The organism is Sulfitobacter noctilucae, assembly GCF_000622365.1.
Taxonomy (GTDB): domain Bacteria; phylum Pseudomonadota; class Alphaproteobacteria; order Rhodobacterales; family Rhodobacteraceae; genus Sulfitobacter; species Sulfitobacter noctilucae.
This window is the reverse complement of record NZ_JASC01000013.1, coordinates 388,322-405,172: the sequence shown is the minus strand read 5'-3', so window position 1 is coordinate 405,172 and position 16,851 is coordinate 388,322. Positions and strand designations below refer to the sequence as shown.

The 16,851-nt window shown below is 55.4% G+C and carries 11 protein-coding genes; all 11 read right to left on the bottom strand.

Annotation, left to right across the window (positions count from 1 at the left end):
- Nucleotides 1-14 precede the first annotated feature (14 nt).
- The 11 genes from selB to Z945_RS0108635 all read right to left on the bottom strand — a co-directional run bounded on the left by selB (nucleotide 15) and on the right by Z945_RS0108635 (nucleotide 16,783).
- Entirely contained in the window at nucleotides 15-1,883 is a 1,869-nt protein-coding gene (gene selB / locus Z945_RS0108695) for a selenocysteine-specific translation elongation factor (RefSeq protein ID WP_025051716.1), read from the bottom strand.
- Nucleotides 1,880-3,271: an L-seryl-tRNA(Sec) selenium transferase gene (gene selA / locus Z945_RS0108690; RefSeq protein ID WP_025051715.1), complete on the bottom strand. Its 1,392-nt coding sequence runs from the start codon at nucleotides 3,269-3,271 to the stop codon at nucleotides 1,880-1,882. The genes selB and selA overlap by 4 nt, the downstream gene beginning before the upstream one ends.
- Nucleotides 3,272-3,296: 25 nt before the next feature.
- On the bottom strand, nucleotides 3,297-5,297 hold the full coding sequence (locus tag Z945_RS0108685) for a TRAP transporter permease (protein ID WP_025051714.1): 2,001 nt from the start codon (nucleotides 5,295-5,297) through the stop codon (nucleotides 3,297-3,299).
- 88 nt (nucleotides 5,298-5,385) lie between these two features.
- Nucleotides 5,386-6,546, bottom strand: a complete 1,161-nt coding sequence (locus Z945_RS0108680) for a TAXI family TRAP transporter solute-binding subunit (protein ID WP_025051713.1) — start codon at nucleotides 6,544-6,546, stop codon at nucleotides 5,386-5,388.
- 787 nt (nucleotides 6,547-7,333) lie between these two features.
- Nucleotides 7,334-8,914 carry a DUF4214 domain-containing protein gene (locus Z945_RS0108675; protein ID WP_152541094.1) on the bottom strand — a complete coding sequence of 527 codons (1,581 nt, stop codon included), beginning with the start codon at nucleotides 8,912-8,914 and terminating at the stop codon, nucleotides 7,334-7,336.
- 492 nt (nucleotides 8,915-9,406) lie between these two features.
- Complete coding sequence (locus Z945_RS0108670) at nucleotides 9,407-9,991, bottom strand: recombinase family protein (protein ID WP_025051711.1); 585 nt, start codon at nucleotides 9,989-9,991, stop codon at nucleotides 9,407-9,409.
- Between the two features lie 895 nt (nucleotides 9,992-10,886).
- Entirely contained in the window at nucleotides 10,887-12,314 is a 1,428-nt protein-coding gene (locus tag Z945_RS0108655) for an FAD-binding oxidoreductase (RefSeq protein ID WP_025051709.1), read from the bottom strand.
- Nucleotides 12,315-12,382: 68 nt separating this feature from the next.
- Nucleotides 12,383-12,910, bottom strand: a complete 528-nt coding sequence (locus Z945_RS0108650) for a TRAP transporter small permease (protein WP_025051708.1) — start codon at nucleotides 12,908-12,910, stop codon at nucleotides 12,383-12,385.
- Between the two features lie 57 nt (nucleotides 12,911-12,967).
- Nucleotides 12,968-13,942, bottom strand: a complete 975-nt coding sequence (locus Z945_RS0108645; RefSeq protein WP_025051707.1) for a TRAP transporter substrate-binding protein — start codon at nucleotides 13,940-13,942, stop codon at nucleotides 12,968-12,970.
- A gap of 23 nt (nucleotides 13,943-13,965) precedes the next feature.
- On the bottom strand, nucleotides 13,966-15,249 hold the full coding sequence (locus Z945_RS0108640; RefSeq protein ID WP_025051706.1) for a TRAP transporter large permease: 1,284 nt from the start codon (nucleotides 15,247-15,249) through the stop codon (nucleotides 13,966-13,968).
- A gap of 4 nt (nucleotides 15,250-15,253) precedes the next feature.
- Nucleotides 15,254-16,783, bottom strand: a complete 1,530-nt coding sequence (locus tag Z945_RS0108635; protein WP_025051705.1) for an amidase — start codon at nucleotides 16,781-16,783, stop codon at nucleotides 15,254-15,256.
- Between the last annotated feature and the right edge of the window lie 68 nt (nucleotides 16,784-16,851).

Below are 16,851 nucleotides of genomic sequence, written 5' to 3'. Positions count from 1 at the left end.
GGTGGGGGAACCGATTAACGGTCGAAATGGCGCGTATTGCCGTTGCGTCCCGTCCAGCCTTGTGCGTCAAAATATTCGAGGACGGGCACAATAATGCGGCGACTGGTAGACAGAGTTGTGCGTGCTTGTGATGTTGTGAAAGGATCATCTGTTGGAAAGCCCTGCCGCAGGATTTCAGCAGCTTCCGTCAGCGCGTCGGTGTGAAAGATAAGTGTCTGGCCAAGAGCGACATTGCGCAACGGGACGAGCCGGTCGAGGTCAGTTAGCAGGTCGAAAATATCCCGGTCCAGTTGGTCTTGGATGATGCTTTCCGGTGTAATTGGTTGAAGTCCTGCCTGCTGATATGCGCTTTCTATCTGTATCAGTCGGTCGTGACCATTTGCGTCAAGGTTTGCGAGGGGGTCATGATCCACCAGCGCGGCAGCATTATCGGCAAGCCGGATCACCCCGCGTTTGTTCAGGTCAGCTTTGACAAAGGCAATCAATTCGGCGGCCGTAGCAGGAAGATTGAGGGCAGAAGCCGGTGCCGCACTGCGGAGAGGATGCGCGTCGTGGTGGGCTTTCAGACCCGCCAGCAATGCGGTCTCGGTCAGAGCTATCCGACTGCGGGGCGCGATCAGGGTGGGGCTCAGTTCTTGGAAGTCCTGCTTCAGCTTTTTGCCGAGATCTCCTTCGGTCAGCCGCGATAGGCGGGCGATATCATCCCGGTCTGCCACACCATCATTTGCCTCACAAAGTGCCAAGGCAATTTGATCAAGATCCCCCTGAAGGGCGCCATTCAGGACGCGCTGCCGGTCTTTGTCTCCTGCCACGGTGGGTTTTGCGAGCGGGTCAAGAACCGTCACCCCGCCCAGCGTTTTTGCAGGTGACAACTGGCGCAGAATGGCGCGTTGGCCAGCGAACGCCGCGACAGGTTTGCCAAAGCGTAGTTGCGCCAGAACACCCTGCTCGGAGTTTGCCTTGCCGCCCCCGAACAGACGTAGTGTGGCGACTTCGCTGGTCGTGCCGATATGCGCGCGCAGGTTTTGCATATGCTTGACGGTGACGCCGGGCAGCAATGTCAGCGTAATGTCGACACACCGCGATGGCGCAAAATGGGTTGGAGAACAAAGCACTGCCCCGCTCGCGATCTCGGTCACTGCCACGCCGCGCAGATTGGCCGCGATACGCTCACCGGGTTCTATACGCTGACGTAGGGTGCCACGGCTTTGCAGGCCACGCACAGAGGTCGCTTTTCCGGACGGATGAAGCTGCATCGCATCATCAATACTGATTGCCGCCCCTTGCAAGGTGCCGGTTACGATGGTGCCCAGACCGGACATCGAAAAGGCGCGGTCGATGGGAAGGAAGCTGTGCTGTGGCCCAGTTTGCGGAGCCGTTTGAATTAGCGTCTCAAGTGCGGCATGGAGCTGATCAATGCCATCCCCCGATTGCGCGGAACACAGGACCATGGGGCTGGATGCAAATCCGGTTTCGGCCAGTTGGCTGCGCAGCGCGTCAAGGCAGGGGGCTTGGTCAGCCGAATCCAGCAGATCGGACTTTGTCACCGCTATAACACCCGTGGTGATGGCCAGCAGCGCAGCGATCGACAGATGCTCGCGGGTCTGTTCCGCGATCCCTTCGGTCGCAGAGATGACGAGCAAAGCTGCGCGCGCTCCGGTGGCCGCACGGATCATGGCTTGCACAAAATCGGCGTGTCCGGGAGCGTCGATGAAATCTAACGTGCCACTGGCATAGGTGCGATGGGCAAAGCCCGGCACGATCGAAAGGCCACGGGCTTTTTCTTCAGCCAATTGGTCGGTGTCAGCGCCGGTCAGGGCACGCACCAAGGCAGTTTTGCCGTGGTCCACATGGCCAATCACAACCGTACAACAGGTGGTCATTGGCTCAAGAGCAGTGAAAATGCGCGCTCGATAATCGGCAGCTCATCCTCGTCTACGGTACGCATGTCCAGCATCACGCGGTCCTTTTCGATCCTGCCAATGATCGGGGTCTCATGTTCGCGCAGCGCTGTGCAGAGATTATCGGCGGAATGGTCCGGCAGCCGGATGGTCACAGCGTGACTTTCCAGATCCTGCAACGGCAAGGATCCTGCGCCGACAAAGGCGGCACAGGGCTGCACGTCGACATCCGCGACGCCGATCCCGAGCAAGCTGTCGCGGAGGCGTTCAGCACGGTGTAGCACCTGCGCTGCCGGCTCTGCCAGCATCCGCAATACAGGAACGTCGACCAGAGGGTCATGTGGTGCAGTATACAAACGTAGTGTCGCTTCCAGAGCTGCAAGCGATAGCTTGTCGATGCGCACTGCCCGCATCAGGGGATGCGATTTCAGTCTGGCGATGATGTCCTTGCGCCCGGCCAGAATGCCCGCCTGCGGCCCGCCAAGCAGTTTATCACCGGAGAACATGACCAGATCGACCCCGGTTTTCAGGATGTCCGCGACAACAGGTTCATCGCCTAGTCCGAAAGGAGACAGGTCAATCAAAACACCGCTGCCAAGGTCTTCCATTAGGATCACCTGTCTCTCTGCAGACAGCTTTGCCAGATCGCGCCGGTCCGCCGCGGCGGTAAAGCCGATGATGCGGAAATTGCTGGTATGGCTTTTCAGGAGAACAGCGGTGTCTGCGTCAATCGCAGCCTCGTAGTCGCTGATCCGGGTCTTGTTGGTGGCACCCACTTCGCGCAGGGTCGCGCCGCTTTGCGCAATCACGTCGGGCAGGCGAAAGGCACCGCCGATCTCGATCAACTCACCACGCGATGCCACCACGCTGCGCCCGTTTGCTGTGGCCATTAGCGCCAGCAAAACGGCAGCGGCACAATTGTTGACGACCACCGCTGCTTCGGCACCGGTCAGATCACAAATCTGTCTTTCGACATGATCATGTCGCGAGCCGCGTTTGCCGGTCTCCAGTGTCAGTTCCAGATTTGAGGGGCCGCCACCGATGTTCTGCATCGCGTCCAGGGCAGAGGGGGCCAGCCGGGCGCGGCCCAGGTTGGTATGGATCAGGATGCCGGTGGCGTTGATGACGGGCCGCAAGGATGGCTTGCGGGCCGTTTCAATCTCTCGAACCAGATCTTGCGCAAAGGCGTCACTGTCAAAGTTGGGCAGACTGTCGCGTTTCGCGGCCAATGATTCGGACCGCAAACGGGCCGTGATGCGCCGCAACGCATCGGTCGCCTCATCACGCGAAAACCGGCCTGCAATCTGCGCAATCGCAGGCCGTTCCAGCAGAGACTGGATTTGCGGCAAATCCCTGAGGATGTTGGCCATGTGTTATCAACCCCAATGGCGCGGTTCAGGCTTGGACCGCGCCTGTCTTCTCAAGCTGGCCCGCCCGCCACGCCACTGCCATCGGCAGCATCGCGATCACGAAGCCAGCCAAGGTCAGCGCCAGATGGCTTAGTCCCGCCACACCGCCCGCCGGCGCCGCGATCAGAAGCCCGGCAAAGAACAGCACAAAACGCATGACCAGAGTAACGGGGCCTGTATGAAGCGGGCCGACAAAGCTGACGTAGCCTTGCAGCGCGGAAGAAATGAACCATACGCCGATCAAGGCGCATATTAGCACAGTGATGACTTCAAGCGCAGGTCCTTGACCGATCAACGCAGGGTTCAGCACGAAGAAGAACGGCACGAAGTAGATCACGCCACCAAGGCGCATCGCCTCGAACCCTGTTTTGAACGCATTGGCCCCCGCCATCGACGCCGCGGCAAAAGCGCCCAGTGCCACGGGTGGCGTGATAAAGCTGACCATGCCCCAGTAAAGGATGAAGAGGTGCACAGCGAGCTCGTTCAATCCCGCCTGCACCAATGCCGGTGCCAGAACCACGGCGAGGAAGATGTAACACGCGGTCACCGTCATCCCCATGCCAAAGATGAAGGAGGTCACAGCACCCATCAGCAAAAGCATTGGAACAGAGTTGCCCGCCATGAACACCAGTTCATTGGCGAGTGGTCCGGTCAGGCCCGTTGCCTGAAACGCACCGACGATCATACCGATGCCCAGCAGGACGGCGACCAGTTCAGACAGGGTGCGCCCGACCGAGACGATGATGTTCAGAAATCCGTCCCAGGACACGCGGTCATTGCGGTTGAACTGGTTCACCACCAGCAATAGCGCCACGGCATAGAAGGGGGCTGTCGTCTCCCAGCGGAAGGCAACCATCAGAAAGATCAACAAGCCGAAGACCGCGATGTATAGCCAGCCTTCGCGCAGTGTTTGCAGGACGGCCGGACGATCCGCTTTGGGCAGGCCCTTGAGGCCGCGCCGTGCGGAGTAAGAATCGACCTGAACAAAAAGTCCGAAGAAGTAGAGCAGGGAAGGGATCGCCGCAGCGAGCATAATTTCGACGTAGGGACGGCTGAGCCATGAGGCGATCACAAAGGCCGTAGCCCCCATGATCGGCGGCATCAGAACGCCACCTGTCGATGCACAGGCCTCGGTCGCAGCTGCATAGCGTGACGAGAAACCGGTCTTTTTCATTGCGGGGATAGAGACCGCACCAGTGGTGAGCACGTTCGAAATGACAGAACCGGACATCGACCCCATGAAACCCGACGCAAAGATCGATACTTTGGCCGCACCGCCGCGATAGCCTCCGACAAGAGACATGGCGAGGTTGTTGAAGAATTTGCCACCACCGGTGAACTGTAGGACCGCACCGAACAGAATGAAGCCGATGACCAGATTACCGAAGGCTTTCATCGGGATGCCAAAGGAAGCCTCTGACGAGATCATGAAGAAGGGAATCACATCGGTAAAGGGCTGTGTGAAACCATTGAGCGGATCCGGCACATGTTCGGCGAAAGTCGGATAGAGCGAAAAGACAAACACGATAGCGAACAGAACCAGACCACCGGCCCGCCGCGTGCCTTCGAGAATCAGCACATAAAGCGCGATAGAGGCCCAAATTGCATTGTCCGGTGGCGCGTATTCCCAGCCACCGTCAAGGCTCGCCCCCGCGGTGACAACGAAATATCCGGCCACAACCAGCGTGGCGAGCGCCAACAGCCAGTCGTACCAAGGCACCTTTGACGAGGGCGGACCCCAGGCGCGAAAGGTGATAAATGTGAGGCTAAGAAAGAGGGCAGCCAATACATATAAATACATGCCTTCGAGCAAAGAATACCCGCCCAGCCGCAGATTGAAGAGCTGGTTGATGGCAAAGCCGATTGCAATGAGCGTGAATACGATGATCACCCAACGCGCAGCGCCGCTGAATGTCATCCGTTCCACCATCCGCTCTGCCTCAAGGGCTGAGCTGCCGCGGTCTTTTGCGCTGTCTTGCTCTGTCATGTCATTCTCAATGCAATTGACCCGACCGAAGTCAGGCGAAAGGGTTCAGGCAGGCCCGAGGGCCCACCCGCTATATCTTGCGTTTCGTTTAGAAAACGACGTCAAAACCGCCAGCTTCAAGGGCTTCGCGACGCTTGGCGTCCCATGCTTCTGCCCAGTTGTCGGGGCCTTCTGCCTTCAGCTCTTCCCAGGCGGCCATCAGTGCAGCCTGACGGGCGACCAGATTGTCGTTATGCGCCTGATCTTCGTCGCTCCAGGAGCCGATTTCCTTGTAATAGCGCACCGCACCTTCGTGATAGGGCGCAACCCACTGGAAGTTCTGCTTGTCGAGCGCCCAACCGTTGATGCCCGGCGCGTTGTCTTTGTAGCTGTCAAAGTAGACATGCATCGCCTTGGTCATGTTGTAGGTCAGCTCTTCGTCCTGATCGGCATAGCTCATCAGAACCGGGTAGGCGTAACCGGCAGTCGGGGAACCGTCTGTGCCGTCAATCGTGGCACCGACCTTGGCAACCATCGGAGTGAAGAAAGGTGCCACAGCTTGCATCCGCTCAAGACCTTCGGCGTTGTTCGCGTCGATCGGAGGCCAGTAGACTCCGCGCGGGCTGGACGCCGCTTCATAAGCGCGACCGGAGTTGGTGGAGGCAAACGCCGCGTCCACGCTGCCGTCGATCATGCCTGCCCAGCTGTCACCAAAGCCGCCGAATTCGACGACCTCGACATCGTCCCATGTCAGGCCGCCATAGGCGAGATAGGCTTCGTTGTTGACGTTCAGCGCCGGCGCACCTTTGACAAAGGCAACGCGCATGCCTTTCAGGTCGGCATATTCAAAGCCTTCGCACGCGGGCTTGCCCGCTTTTTCGCAGGCTTCCGCCGCGACTGCCAAGGACAGACCCACGGTGCCGCCGTTGTTGGCAGAAAGCACGCGCACCGGCTGTGGACCCCAGTTCTCGGCACCGAACTGGAACACGCCTTCTTGCGCCATGAACGAACCGCCAACGCCATTTGCGGAAAATTGCACCTTGCCCTGACGGACAGGTTCCGTGCGGGCAATGTCATTCTTGCCAGGCAGAACCCGCAGGTTGACGCCACTTGCCTCCTGCAAAGCCGCACCAATCGCGACAGACTGGTTGTAGCCCGCTGATCCGGTGCCATAGGCGGTCCAGGTGACCTGATCCGGCAAAGAGACCTCTTGTGCCAGAATCGGACTTGCCGCGAGACATGCCGCAGCTGTTAACGTGAAAATACGCATTGTTCTTCCTCCCAAGGTGATTGCGGGCCTGTCTTTGATCGCAGCCCCTATTGATGTGGTGAGTGAACAGCGGATGGCGGTGGGAAGTCAATTCCAGCAAATCAGAGAGTTGGCTAACGTAGCGTCATAGTTCAATAAAATTATTGAGGAACAAGCATGTGTCGCTGGATGTCTAGTCTGACGCTCACGGAAAATTCATTTGGGGAAAGTGTGCGGAGGGGCGGCGCAACTCGGATGGGACGCCGCTAAGTCTAGATGCTGTGCTTGGTGATTTTGAAATCAAAGAGATCGGGTTCGGAATAAGGGAGCACGATGTACTGATGGGGTTATGGTACGTTGTCGCCAATCGGGTATGAAGCAGAACAGAAAAATGATTAAAGCAGGCCGCTGGGAGACTAGAGGCGTCTTGGTCTTCGCCACCGCGTAGACCTTCTTTAGGAAGGTCAGTTTCCCGTCGCTGAACTGCGATAGGAAGTAGGGTGTAACGACGTCCCACTCTTCGCTTGCAAAGTTCGACACACGCAACCCACGAACTGCGATTCGCAGCCGGAAAACTATCTTCTTGGCGGAGTTTATTCACCTATTAGGGAGAATTTGGTGCCCAGGAGAGGTGCAAGTACTTATAACTGTGCTATTAATATCAATAGGTTAGAAGAATGTAAATTGTCAATGTGGACCCGATTGTGGACCCATTTTTGAATGGTTGACACTGTTGAACGCTCTCGCCCCCGGCTTGTCGAGAAACGCAATCAGTACCCTGCGACGTTCAAGTAAAATGGTCTGCAATTTAGGCTACAGCAAAGGGATCATCTATCACGCCAACCAAAGGCATCAGAAATGCTCCGTTGATAGGGTCCAAAGCGTCCGCATGAATTTGGTCAATTGCAGACACAGCAGCATTCACACTGGCAACGCTCCCATCAAAGATGTTCATTACAGCAACTGTATCGTCATAGTCTGACAAGCCCTTGATTGCCGAGAAGTAGACGCCGATGTCCGTCTTGCTTGAGAGATAGTCTCGGTCTGCGGCACCGCCTGATTCAGCCTTAGCGCCGTTGAGCACTGCAAGTATGAAGATGGCTGGTGTGATATCAGGGTTGATGTTGAGTTCATTCTCCCAGTAGGGGCCAGATGGATCACGCCCAAGGACATTGTTGAAGACGGCAGATACAAAGGCTTCGGTATTGTTCAGGCTGCCATCGTCATTCAGGAAAGCCTCATAGGTTTTTTGGGTTTCTGGCTGTACAAAGAAGCTGTTTGCGATCTCTGGAAGGGTCATTCCATCGTCAAGGCGTGTTCCCCAATATAGCAATCCTTTGGACGCTGGAGCACGATCAAAATAGGCAATGTAGAGCTCAACAATCGCCGCAAAGTCGCTAGCAGAAAGTCCGGTCGCTCCTGACCGAATGTCGATGTCGAAAGTTCCGTCTGCAAACTGTAGATACTCGACGTCTACAAGAGTATCCGCCCCATCCTGTGAAGGACGTCGGTCTATAATAATGGTTTTGTCTGCGGAAAATTGCAAAGAGTATGATGTCTGCATTCCGGACAGAACAGCAGTGTCGGCTCCAGATCCGCCAAGAACCAAATCGTCACCTCGGCCACCTGAAAGAAGATCGTTTCCGCCATCACCAAAAATAACATCACTTCCGCCAAGCGCGCTTATCGTGTCAGCAAAATTTGTACCTTCAAGACGGTCATCAAAATTGGTCACAACACCATTTCTAAACAGTCCAAGATCTTCAAGAAAAGCAATATCGAGTTCCGAAACAACAGTGGAGTTTCCACCCATGATCGATACCGCTGGAGAAGCTACATGTGAAGAGCCTCCTTGTAGGGGAACTGGTGCACCGTGCACCGCTGAAGCATTTTCACCGTAGAAAAGCCCATCTGAACTCAGCTCATCAAAGAGAGTTTCGCCAAAAGTGATGAATCCCAACGCATGCCCAAATTCGTGTGCCATTACGCCTGAGATGCCGCCATAACGAGTGCCCAAATCCGGGCCCACCGAGATGACGGCATCATATTCATCCATATTACTATCAATGCCAGTTACCAGTTCATTGGAAACCACAGTATAGCGTGGTCCTCCGTTAGAGGAGCCTTCGGTTGTTGGCACGTCAATGAAAGCAACACTGGAGCCACCGTTGGGCTCGTATACAACCAGGATATCGATTTCGGCTTCGGCTGCGAACAGGACGTTTGGCATCAAGTCGAACCATTGCTGCCAACCGTCCCTCATATATTCTTCGATGCCAGCTGCTGAATAATCAAAATTTGCATCACCATTGGGATCCGCTGATACCCTAGAGAATTTCGATTGATGTCTATCGAATTGATCTTCGAAAGTAATACTTAAACTTGGCATGGGGATTCTCCAAAGGGGGAGTAAGCTCAAACTGACGATACAAGCGGATGCTGCCCGATATTGATTTCATATAACAATTGACCTGCCAAGCGAAGAATGTTGCCCTGAACAGCCTGCCCATAGTTAACAACCACATCCCCGACAGGTTTCCACCCTAAAATTTGATCAATCATATTATCAAGGTATTCAACTACATAAGGCGGTCTCTCATGTAGTGCCTGAGGCAGTGCGAAGTCGGACCCCCAAGTCTCTTTCCTTTTTGGTTAATGAATTGGACACATGTATGGCCTCCCAAACCCTGTCCTTGATGCATCAGGATACAACCATTCTCCGACTTAGTTCCCGAAAGTTGTCCTTATTGCCTGCTTGGCGGGGCTCACCGAACACGCTAGCCCTCATTGTAAGCTTCTAGAGTTTCCAGATGGGGCTTGCTTGGGAAACCACCCACTCCACCACTTTGCTGAGGTAGGTAATTTGCACCTTCTTCTATATCTAGTGGTTGATTCTTAGAGAGACACAATGTGGTGTGCCTTTTCCATTTGCCACTCTGTAGATAGACCTTTCTGACAAGCCCAACTGGGCCGCTACTGCCCTTTTGGTCAATCCCTGAGCAAGTAACCCTCTGATTTCGCCTACTTGCATCCTCGCTGTGGGCTTCCGGCCTTTATATCGCCCAGCTTCCTTTGCCTTGGCGATGCCTTCCCGTTGGCGCTCAAGCATCATCTCACGCTCAAACTGGGCTACTGACCCCAAGACGTTTAGCATCAGCTTTCCCGTCGCGTTGGATGTGTCCAAGCCAAGATCAAGAATGCGAAGGTCAACGTTCTTGCCTTCCAGTTCGTCCACAATCTCTCCCAAATGGCGTACCGATCTGGCTAGTCGATCCAGCTTGGTCACGATGATGGTGTCCCCGTCCCGTGCGTAGTCCATAGCGGCCAAGAGAGCCTCTCTGGTGGCCACGGATGAAATTTGTTCATCATACAGACGTTCACAGCCGATGGCCCTCAGAGCCTCTCTCTGCGCCTCTATGGACGCCTTCTGTTCCAGTGTTGAAGTGCGTGCGTATCCAATCATCATAGTGATGTTCTCCGTTACTGACATTGACGTTTAAGAAGTGGTGGCAGGGTGTCTGCCAAAAGCTGAAACCCACTTCATAGTCAGCACAAAGCGCCACAGATCAGGGCATGACACATGGCCAAGGCCTATTGTCAGGCAGTCAGGCGCTGGGCGAGACCAAGACAGCTTTAGTTTCTCATATAAAGGGGGCCGAGGTTGAGAAAACGCACTTCAAAAAACGGGGGTTATTGTTAGTGTTGTTGTTCGCATCGAAAAGACCGTCAGCGATCTGCTTGATCAGGGAGACCTAACGAAAGAAGGGCGGAAAGCGGACTTTCGCTGCGGGTGCATGTCATCCTTGATGAAAAGTTGAAAGCTGTCATTCGGGTGCCTATTAACCAAGTTTTTTTCCCATAGCGCCGTAAAGCTCGATAGGTATTTTCCGATGGATCGTGTTCATATGTATCGAGCGTTTTCCTCACGGCATGGGGGTGATATCCATCGCAGTCGCGATTTGTCGGAAGAATTCTCGCTTCTGATCATCGCCAAGGGACTCGAACCGAGATAGGGTTTTTTCTGCGAGCGCGAGGCCGGACGTTTCACCCGCAGCTCCGATCAACTCCTCGGCCAACTCCGGCAGCGGGCGATTGCCAAGCTGAACGGGCGCCGTCGTTCTGTAGCGACGCTCAAAGATAGTTGATATCTGGATCGGCCAAAAGGGTCATGCAACACTCTCGAGGATGAAATTGCATGTGGCAGTATCAACGCGCCGAGCAAGGAACCCGACGGAGCGATCTTCTGGCAGCTATCTATGAGCAAGGGCGATGTGTTAAGTCCAAACGAACTGTCTAGCGTCTTCGACTCTGCGCACGGGATTTGACCGCCGCCCGCTATGCCGTTGGACACCTCCTCACCGTTAAGGATCGCGAAACTCTGATGGAAAAAGGCCCGGCTCTGCGTCAGTAACCTCGACAGTTTTGCCGGGGTTCATGATGTTTTCTGGATCAACCGCCCGCTTCAGGACCGCCATGAGCCCGTAAGCCGCACCGTGCTCCTTAGCCATATAGCTCTTCTTACCGGTGCCGACGCCGTGCTCTCCCGTGACTGTGCCGCCATATGACAAAGCGACATGGTTCACCTTTGCGGCCAGTGATTTTGCCGTAGCAAGTTCGTCGGGAACATTCGGGTCGAACAGGATCATAAGGTGGAAATTGCCATCCCCGACATGGCCCACAATCGGGGCAATCAACCCAGACTCTGCGACCAGTTCCTTGGACCTTGCCATACAGTCGGCCAAAGCTGAAATCGGCACACAGCAATCGGTGATGAGCCCCTCGCAGCCCTTTTTAAGGGATTTTCCAGCATAGTAAGCGTTGTGACGTGCGGTCCACAGCCAATTGCGATCTTCGGCTTTGGTTGCCCACTGAAAGCCGCCCACGTCAAATTCTTCGGCAACGCTTTCAAACAGTTCAACCTGTTCCTTTACACCGGCTTGCGACCCATGAAACTCAAGGAACAGATGTGGTTTTTCTGGCAGGTTCAGGTCGGGATTAAATATGTTCATCCCTTCCATTTGAACTTCGTCCAGCAATTCTATCCTCGCCATCGGGATACCCATCTGGATCGCCATAATCACAGAATTCACCGCGTTATCGACAGTCTCGAACGAACAGGTTGCCGCGAGAATTGTGTCGGGCTGTCCGAACAGTCGTACCGTCAACTGCGTGATGATACCAAGCGTGCCCTCAGAGCCGACAAACAAATGCGTCAAATCATATCCAGCCGAGGATTTGCGGGCGCGCGAGCCGGTTTGGATGATTGTGCCATCCGGTAGCACAACTTCGAGTGCCAGAACATTCTCGCGCATGGTGCCATAGCGCACTGTATTGGTGCCGGACGCCCGCGTGGCGGCCATGCCACCAAGTGTTGCATCCGCGCCAGGGTCCACAGTGAACATCAGCCCGGTCGCGCGCAGTTCCTCGTTGAGCTTTGATCGCGACACACCCGGCTGAACGACTGCATCCAGATCGCTTTCGTGAATTTCCAAAATCTTGTTCATGCGGCTGGTATCCACACTAATACCCCCGTGAATTGGAATCACGTGACCTTCAAGCGAGGTACCGATACCGAAAGGCACGACCGGAACACCGTAGCGGGAACATATCTTCATGATCTCGCTCACCTCTTGGGTGGTCTCAGGAAAGGCTACAGCATCCGGTAGGGCAGGTTCGGAATACGCCTCATCATGACTATGAAGTTCGAGGATGGACTCGCCAGTTGAAAGCCGCTCGCCCAGCATTTCCTTCAAGGCAGGAAGTGCAAGATCGGTGTGGTCCGTAGTCATATTGGTGTCCTTGGTTTCCATCAGATTTGGGCGCGTTCCGCGCGCGGTCGTCTTCCTATCCGTGCCGCTTAATCCAGTTGTGTATTGGCGGGCTCTGCGGTTTCATCACCAGCCCATCTGGCAAAGAGGTGCAGCAAAATGATGATCATAGAGATCGGCACGGCCACGGAAATCCATACCATCGGGATCCCGAGGGTATCTGCCGTCAGACCAGATTGCCGCGCAAGGTATCCCTTTGCAAAACCGCCCCTTAGTCCGATGAAGCAAAAATAGATCACGGGTAGGATAAAGGTAAGAACCGCGGCACTTTGGATGGCTTTTGAAAAGACCGCCAGAGCATGCGGTGGCTTTGGAAACACGCTTTCCATCAAAACCGCATCGGATTGAGTTTTGAACGACAGCGTAGCCCCCATCAATCCGGTCCAGACCATCGCATAGCGGGCGACATCTTCCGTCCAGACAGGCGGGGACGAAAACACATACCGCGCAATAATTTGCACAACCACCGTAAGGAACATCAGGCATACCGCAAACACGGAAACGCGGCGCATTAGATGATGCAAACGATCACTGATGCTGATGATGAAATGGCGCATTCTCAATCTCCGGTATTGGATCGGGCGGGGCGCAGGTATAGCGCCCCGCCCGTTGTATTAGCGGTTCTCGTCAGACAGTTTTTTCCACAGCGCGGTGTCTTCTGCCGACATCAGGTCCGTATTGTACACAGGCAAGGAAGCCTCGCGGAATACGGCACGTTCTTCTGACGTCAGGCGCTGAACTGTCACGCCCTTTTCCTCAAGCGCTGTCAGGCCATTTTCGGCTGCTTCGCTCAGCCAAGCACGTGCTGCAGTGTCTGCGGTCACAACAGCAGCATCCACAGTCGCACGGTCCACATCGGACAAACCATCGTACCAGTCTTTTGACGCAATGACGGCGCGCAATGGCCAGATTACATCAGCCGTGGCAAAGTTTTTGACGAAGTCGGTCTGGCCAAACATCACAGGTACGAAGGGCGAATTCAGATAGCCGTCAATCACGCCGGTTTGCAGACCGGCAGGCACTTCGCCCCAAGGCACGATCGTACCGCTTGAGCCCCATGCCTCATACATCGCGATTTGTGCATCATCCAAGGCCCGCATGCGCAGGCTGGACATGTCGGCTGGCGACCGCACGGCTTGGGTTGTGGTGATCACACCCGAGGCTGGTCCAAGCGGGGCCAGCGCTAGCAGGATCGCGTCTTGCGCAGCGAGGCTTTCGTTGACACGGGTGTAAACATCCCCAGCAGCCAACGCCCGATCCATATGTTCAATGTTGTCGAAGACATAGGGCAAACGGATGCCGTAGATGAATGGTTCGACCTGTGCGACGGCGCGCACGTCGGACATCGAGATTTCCAGCAGGCCGGTTGAGACCTGATCGAATTTCTCGGCTTCGTTGCCGACGGAACCACGTGGCATTTCACGTGTCTCCATGCCACCTTCGTTCAGCGCCTTGGCAAAGGCATAGGACCAGTTGTAGGACCCTGATTGTTCGAGATCAGGTTTTCCGTCTAATGCGATTTTGACCTCTGCGGATGCAGATGTGGCCATGGCAAGCAGTGTCGCCAGTGTAAGTGCCTTGAGTTTCATTGGTATTCCTCCCTTTGGTTTAGTTAATTCACAGAAAATCCGAACAGGCGCGGCGGTGTGAGGCTGAGTGCCGGCCAGTAGACCAGCGCCAGCAATAGCAGCACCTGAACAAGAATGAAGGGCAGCACCGCATAGGCCAGCCGCCAGTAATTGAGGTTGGTCAGCGCTGATACGACCACAAGGCATTTGCCCAGTGGGGGCGTGATCAGGCCGACACAGAGGTTGAAGCACAGCACGATGCCAAGGTGGATCGGGCTGATGCCTTGCTCCATCGCTTGGGGGGCGAACAACGGGATCAGCAGGGTCAGGGCCACGGGGGTATCCATGAACATGCCTGCGATCAAGAAGATGCCCACAAGGAAGAACAGGTATTTTGTACCGGTCAGCCCGAAGGATTCTACCCAGTTGGCCAGCGCACTGGACCAGCCCAACTGGCCTGCCAGATAGCCCAACACCGAAATCGCTGCCAGAATGATAAAGATCGTGCCAGTCATCTTTGCCGTAGCCTCGACCGCGTCAAAGATCATGCGCCAGTTCAGCCCTTTGTAGAACTGGCCCGCCAGTAGCGCGAAGACGACCGCGATCGCCGACCCTTCGGTGGGCGTTGCCAATCCAAAGACAAGCGAGCCAAGGATCACAATGGGCAGGCACAGGGCCGGTGCCGCGTTCAACAAGCTGGGCAGAAAGCGCGGTAGATCGTCAGAGGCACCACCCGGATGTCCCTTGATATGCGCAATGATCGCGTTCAACACCATGAGCGATACAGCCAACACCAGACCAGGTATGACCCCCGCGATAAACAGTGCCGCAACCGAGGCACCAGTCAGGCCGCCATAAATAATCATAATGATCGATGGTGGAATGATCGGTCCGATCATTGAAGAGGCCGCTGTGATTGCGCCTGCATAATAGGGATCATAACCGCGTGCTTTCATTTCCGGCACAAATGTGCGCGACAATGCTGCGCTATCCGCGATGGCCGACCCCGAGATGCCCGCAAAGAATACGCTGGTCAGAATGTTCACATGGCCCAATCCACCGCGAAACCGGCCGACAATGGACATGGCAAAATCGATCAGGCTGCGGGTGACGCCTGCGCGGCTCATGATCTCGGCGGTCAGAATGAACAGCGGCATTGCCATAAAGGCGAAGACATCAAGTTGGGCAAAAATACGCTGCGGCAGGATGGATAAAAACTGCGCTTTATCGACTGCGACAAATGTAAGAACGGATACCGCACCCATGAGATAGGCAAAGGCAGTGCCGCTAATAAGCAAGAGAATGAAGATGATCGGAATAAAGTACATAATGCTAAACTGCCGTTCCGAGGGGTGCCGTCTTGGATTGAATATTTCGATCCATGATCGGCGGGTGTGTTACGATTGAACGTAAAGGTATGTCTGACGGTGTGAGGCTTGTCATATCAGGGCAGGGCCGCGCCATGTCCGGATGCCCCGCAAAGAGTGCTTCCAGCGATTTCGCCGCAGCCAGAAGCGCTTCGTCGCTACGGACAGCGCCCAGAACCTGAAGTCCGAAGGGCATGCCATGGGGGTCGCGTCCACAGGGCAGGGTGATCGATGGGCCGCCTGCCAGTGAACCCCGATAGGTCAGGGCCAACCAACGGTAATAGATGTCCATGCTCTGCCCCTCGATCTCTACTGCATGCCCCTGGGGCCAAGGGAATGGGGATACCGGTGCAGTGGGCAGAAGGATAACATCAAAATCCAGCATCAGCGCGTTGAAGCTGCGCAGAATGCGCGTTTGCTCGGCATGCGCCCATGCCCGATCAGCCAAAGACATGGACCAGCCCAACTCAACATTCGTTTGAATATCCGAACCAAAAGCTGTGGGCTCTGTTTTCGTAACTTCACCGAAGGCGGCGAGAAAGCTTTCGGCACGCAGGATGTCAAAGCATCGGTCCATCTTTCCAAGATCAAGGTTAACCGGGCGGCAGTCTTGAACGTAGGGTGCAATCTTCTCGATCCGATTGCGGAAGGTTTCCCGAATTACCGGGTCAACTGGCGCGCCACCGAAATCCTCACTGTAACCGACCCGCAAGGTACTAAGGTCGACGTCGGGCAAGGTCATAAACCGGGTCTGCGCGGACTGTGCCGATAACGGATCGTCAGGGTGGTATCCATGTGACGTACTCAAGATCAATGTCAGATCATCCACGGTACGGGTCATCGGGCCAAGAACCGAAACACCTGACCATCCCAGCGGTCGGGTCGGATGCGCAATAACGTCTACCGATGGGCGATACCCAACGATCCCGCAGAGCGCCGCGGGCAATCTGAGCGAGCCGCCAGTGTCTGACCCAGTGCATACAGGTAAGAGATTTGCCGCCAGCGCAGCCGCAGATCCGCCTGAAGAACCGCCGGCGATCAGGTTGGCGTTAAACGGATTTGCCGTGGCACCCCAGACCGGATTACGGCTGTTACCGCCAGCGCCGCATTCAGGAACGTTTGTCTTGGCGAGAATGATCGCTCCGGCCTCACGCAGTCGCGCAACCATGGGAAAATCACTTTTGGGGACATGTGATCGCATACGCGGGCTACCATGGCTCGTAAGTAGTCCTGCGGTATCTTGAAGATCCTTTACGCCAATGGGCAACCCGTCGAGCGGCCCCTTAGGGGTTCCAGCGCTCCAGCGGCCGGATGCCTGCGCCGCCTCAAAGATCGCACGGTCCACATCGATGGCTGTCAGGGCATTTATCTTGGGGTTTACCTTGGAAATACGCTCAAGACATACCGCAAGGTATTCGGTTGGCGTAAGCCTACGATCCGCAAATTGTCTGAGGACATCGCGCGCCGAGAGGGCCATCAATCCGGCTGCACTCATCCCCGCACCGATGACGTATCTCGTAAATTTAACTCAGTCACTTTATCCCTCCCAAGAAAATGACTGAA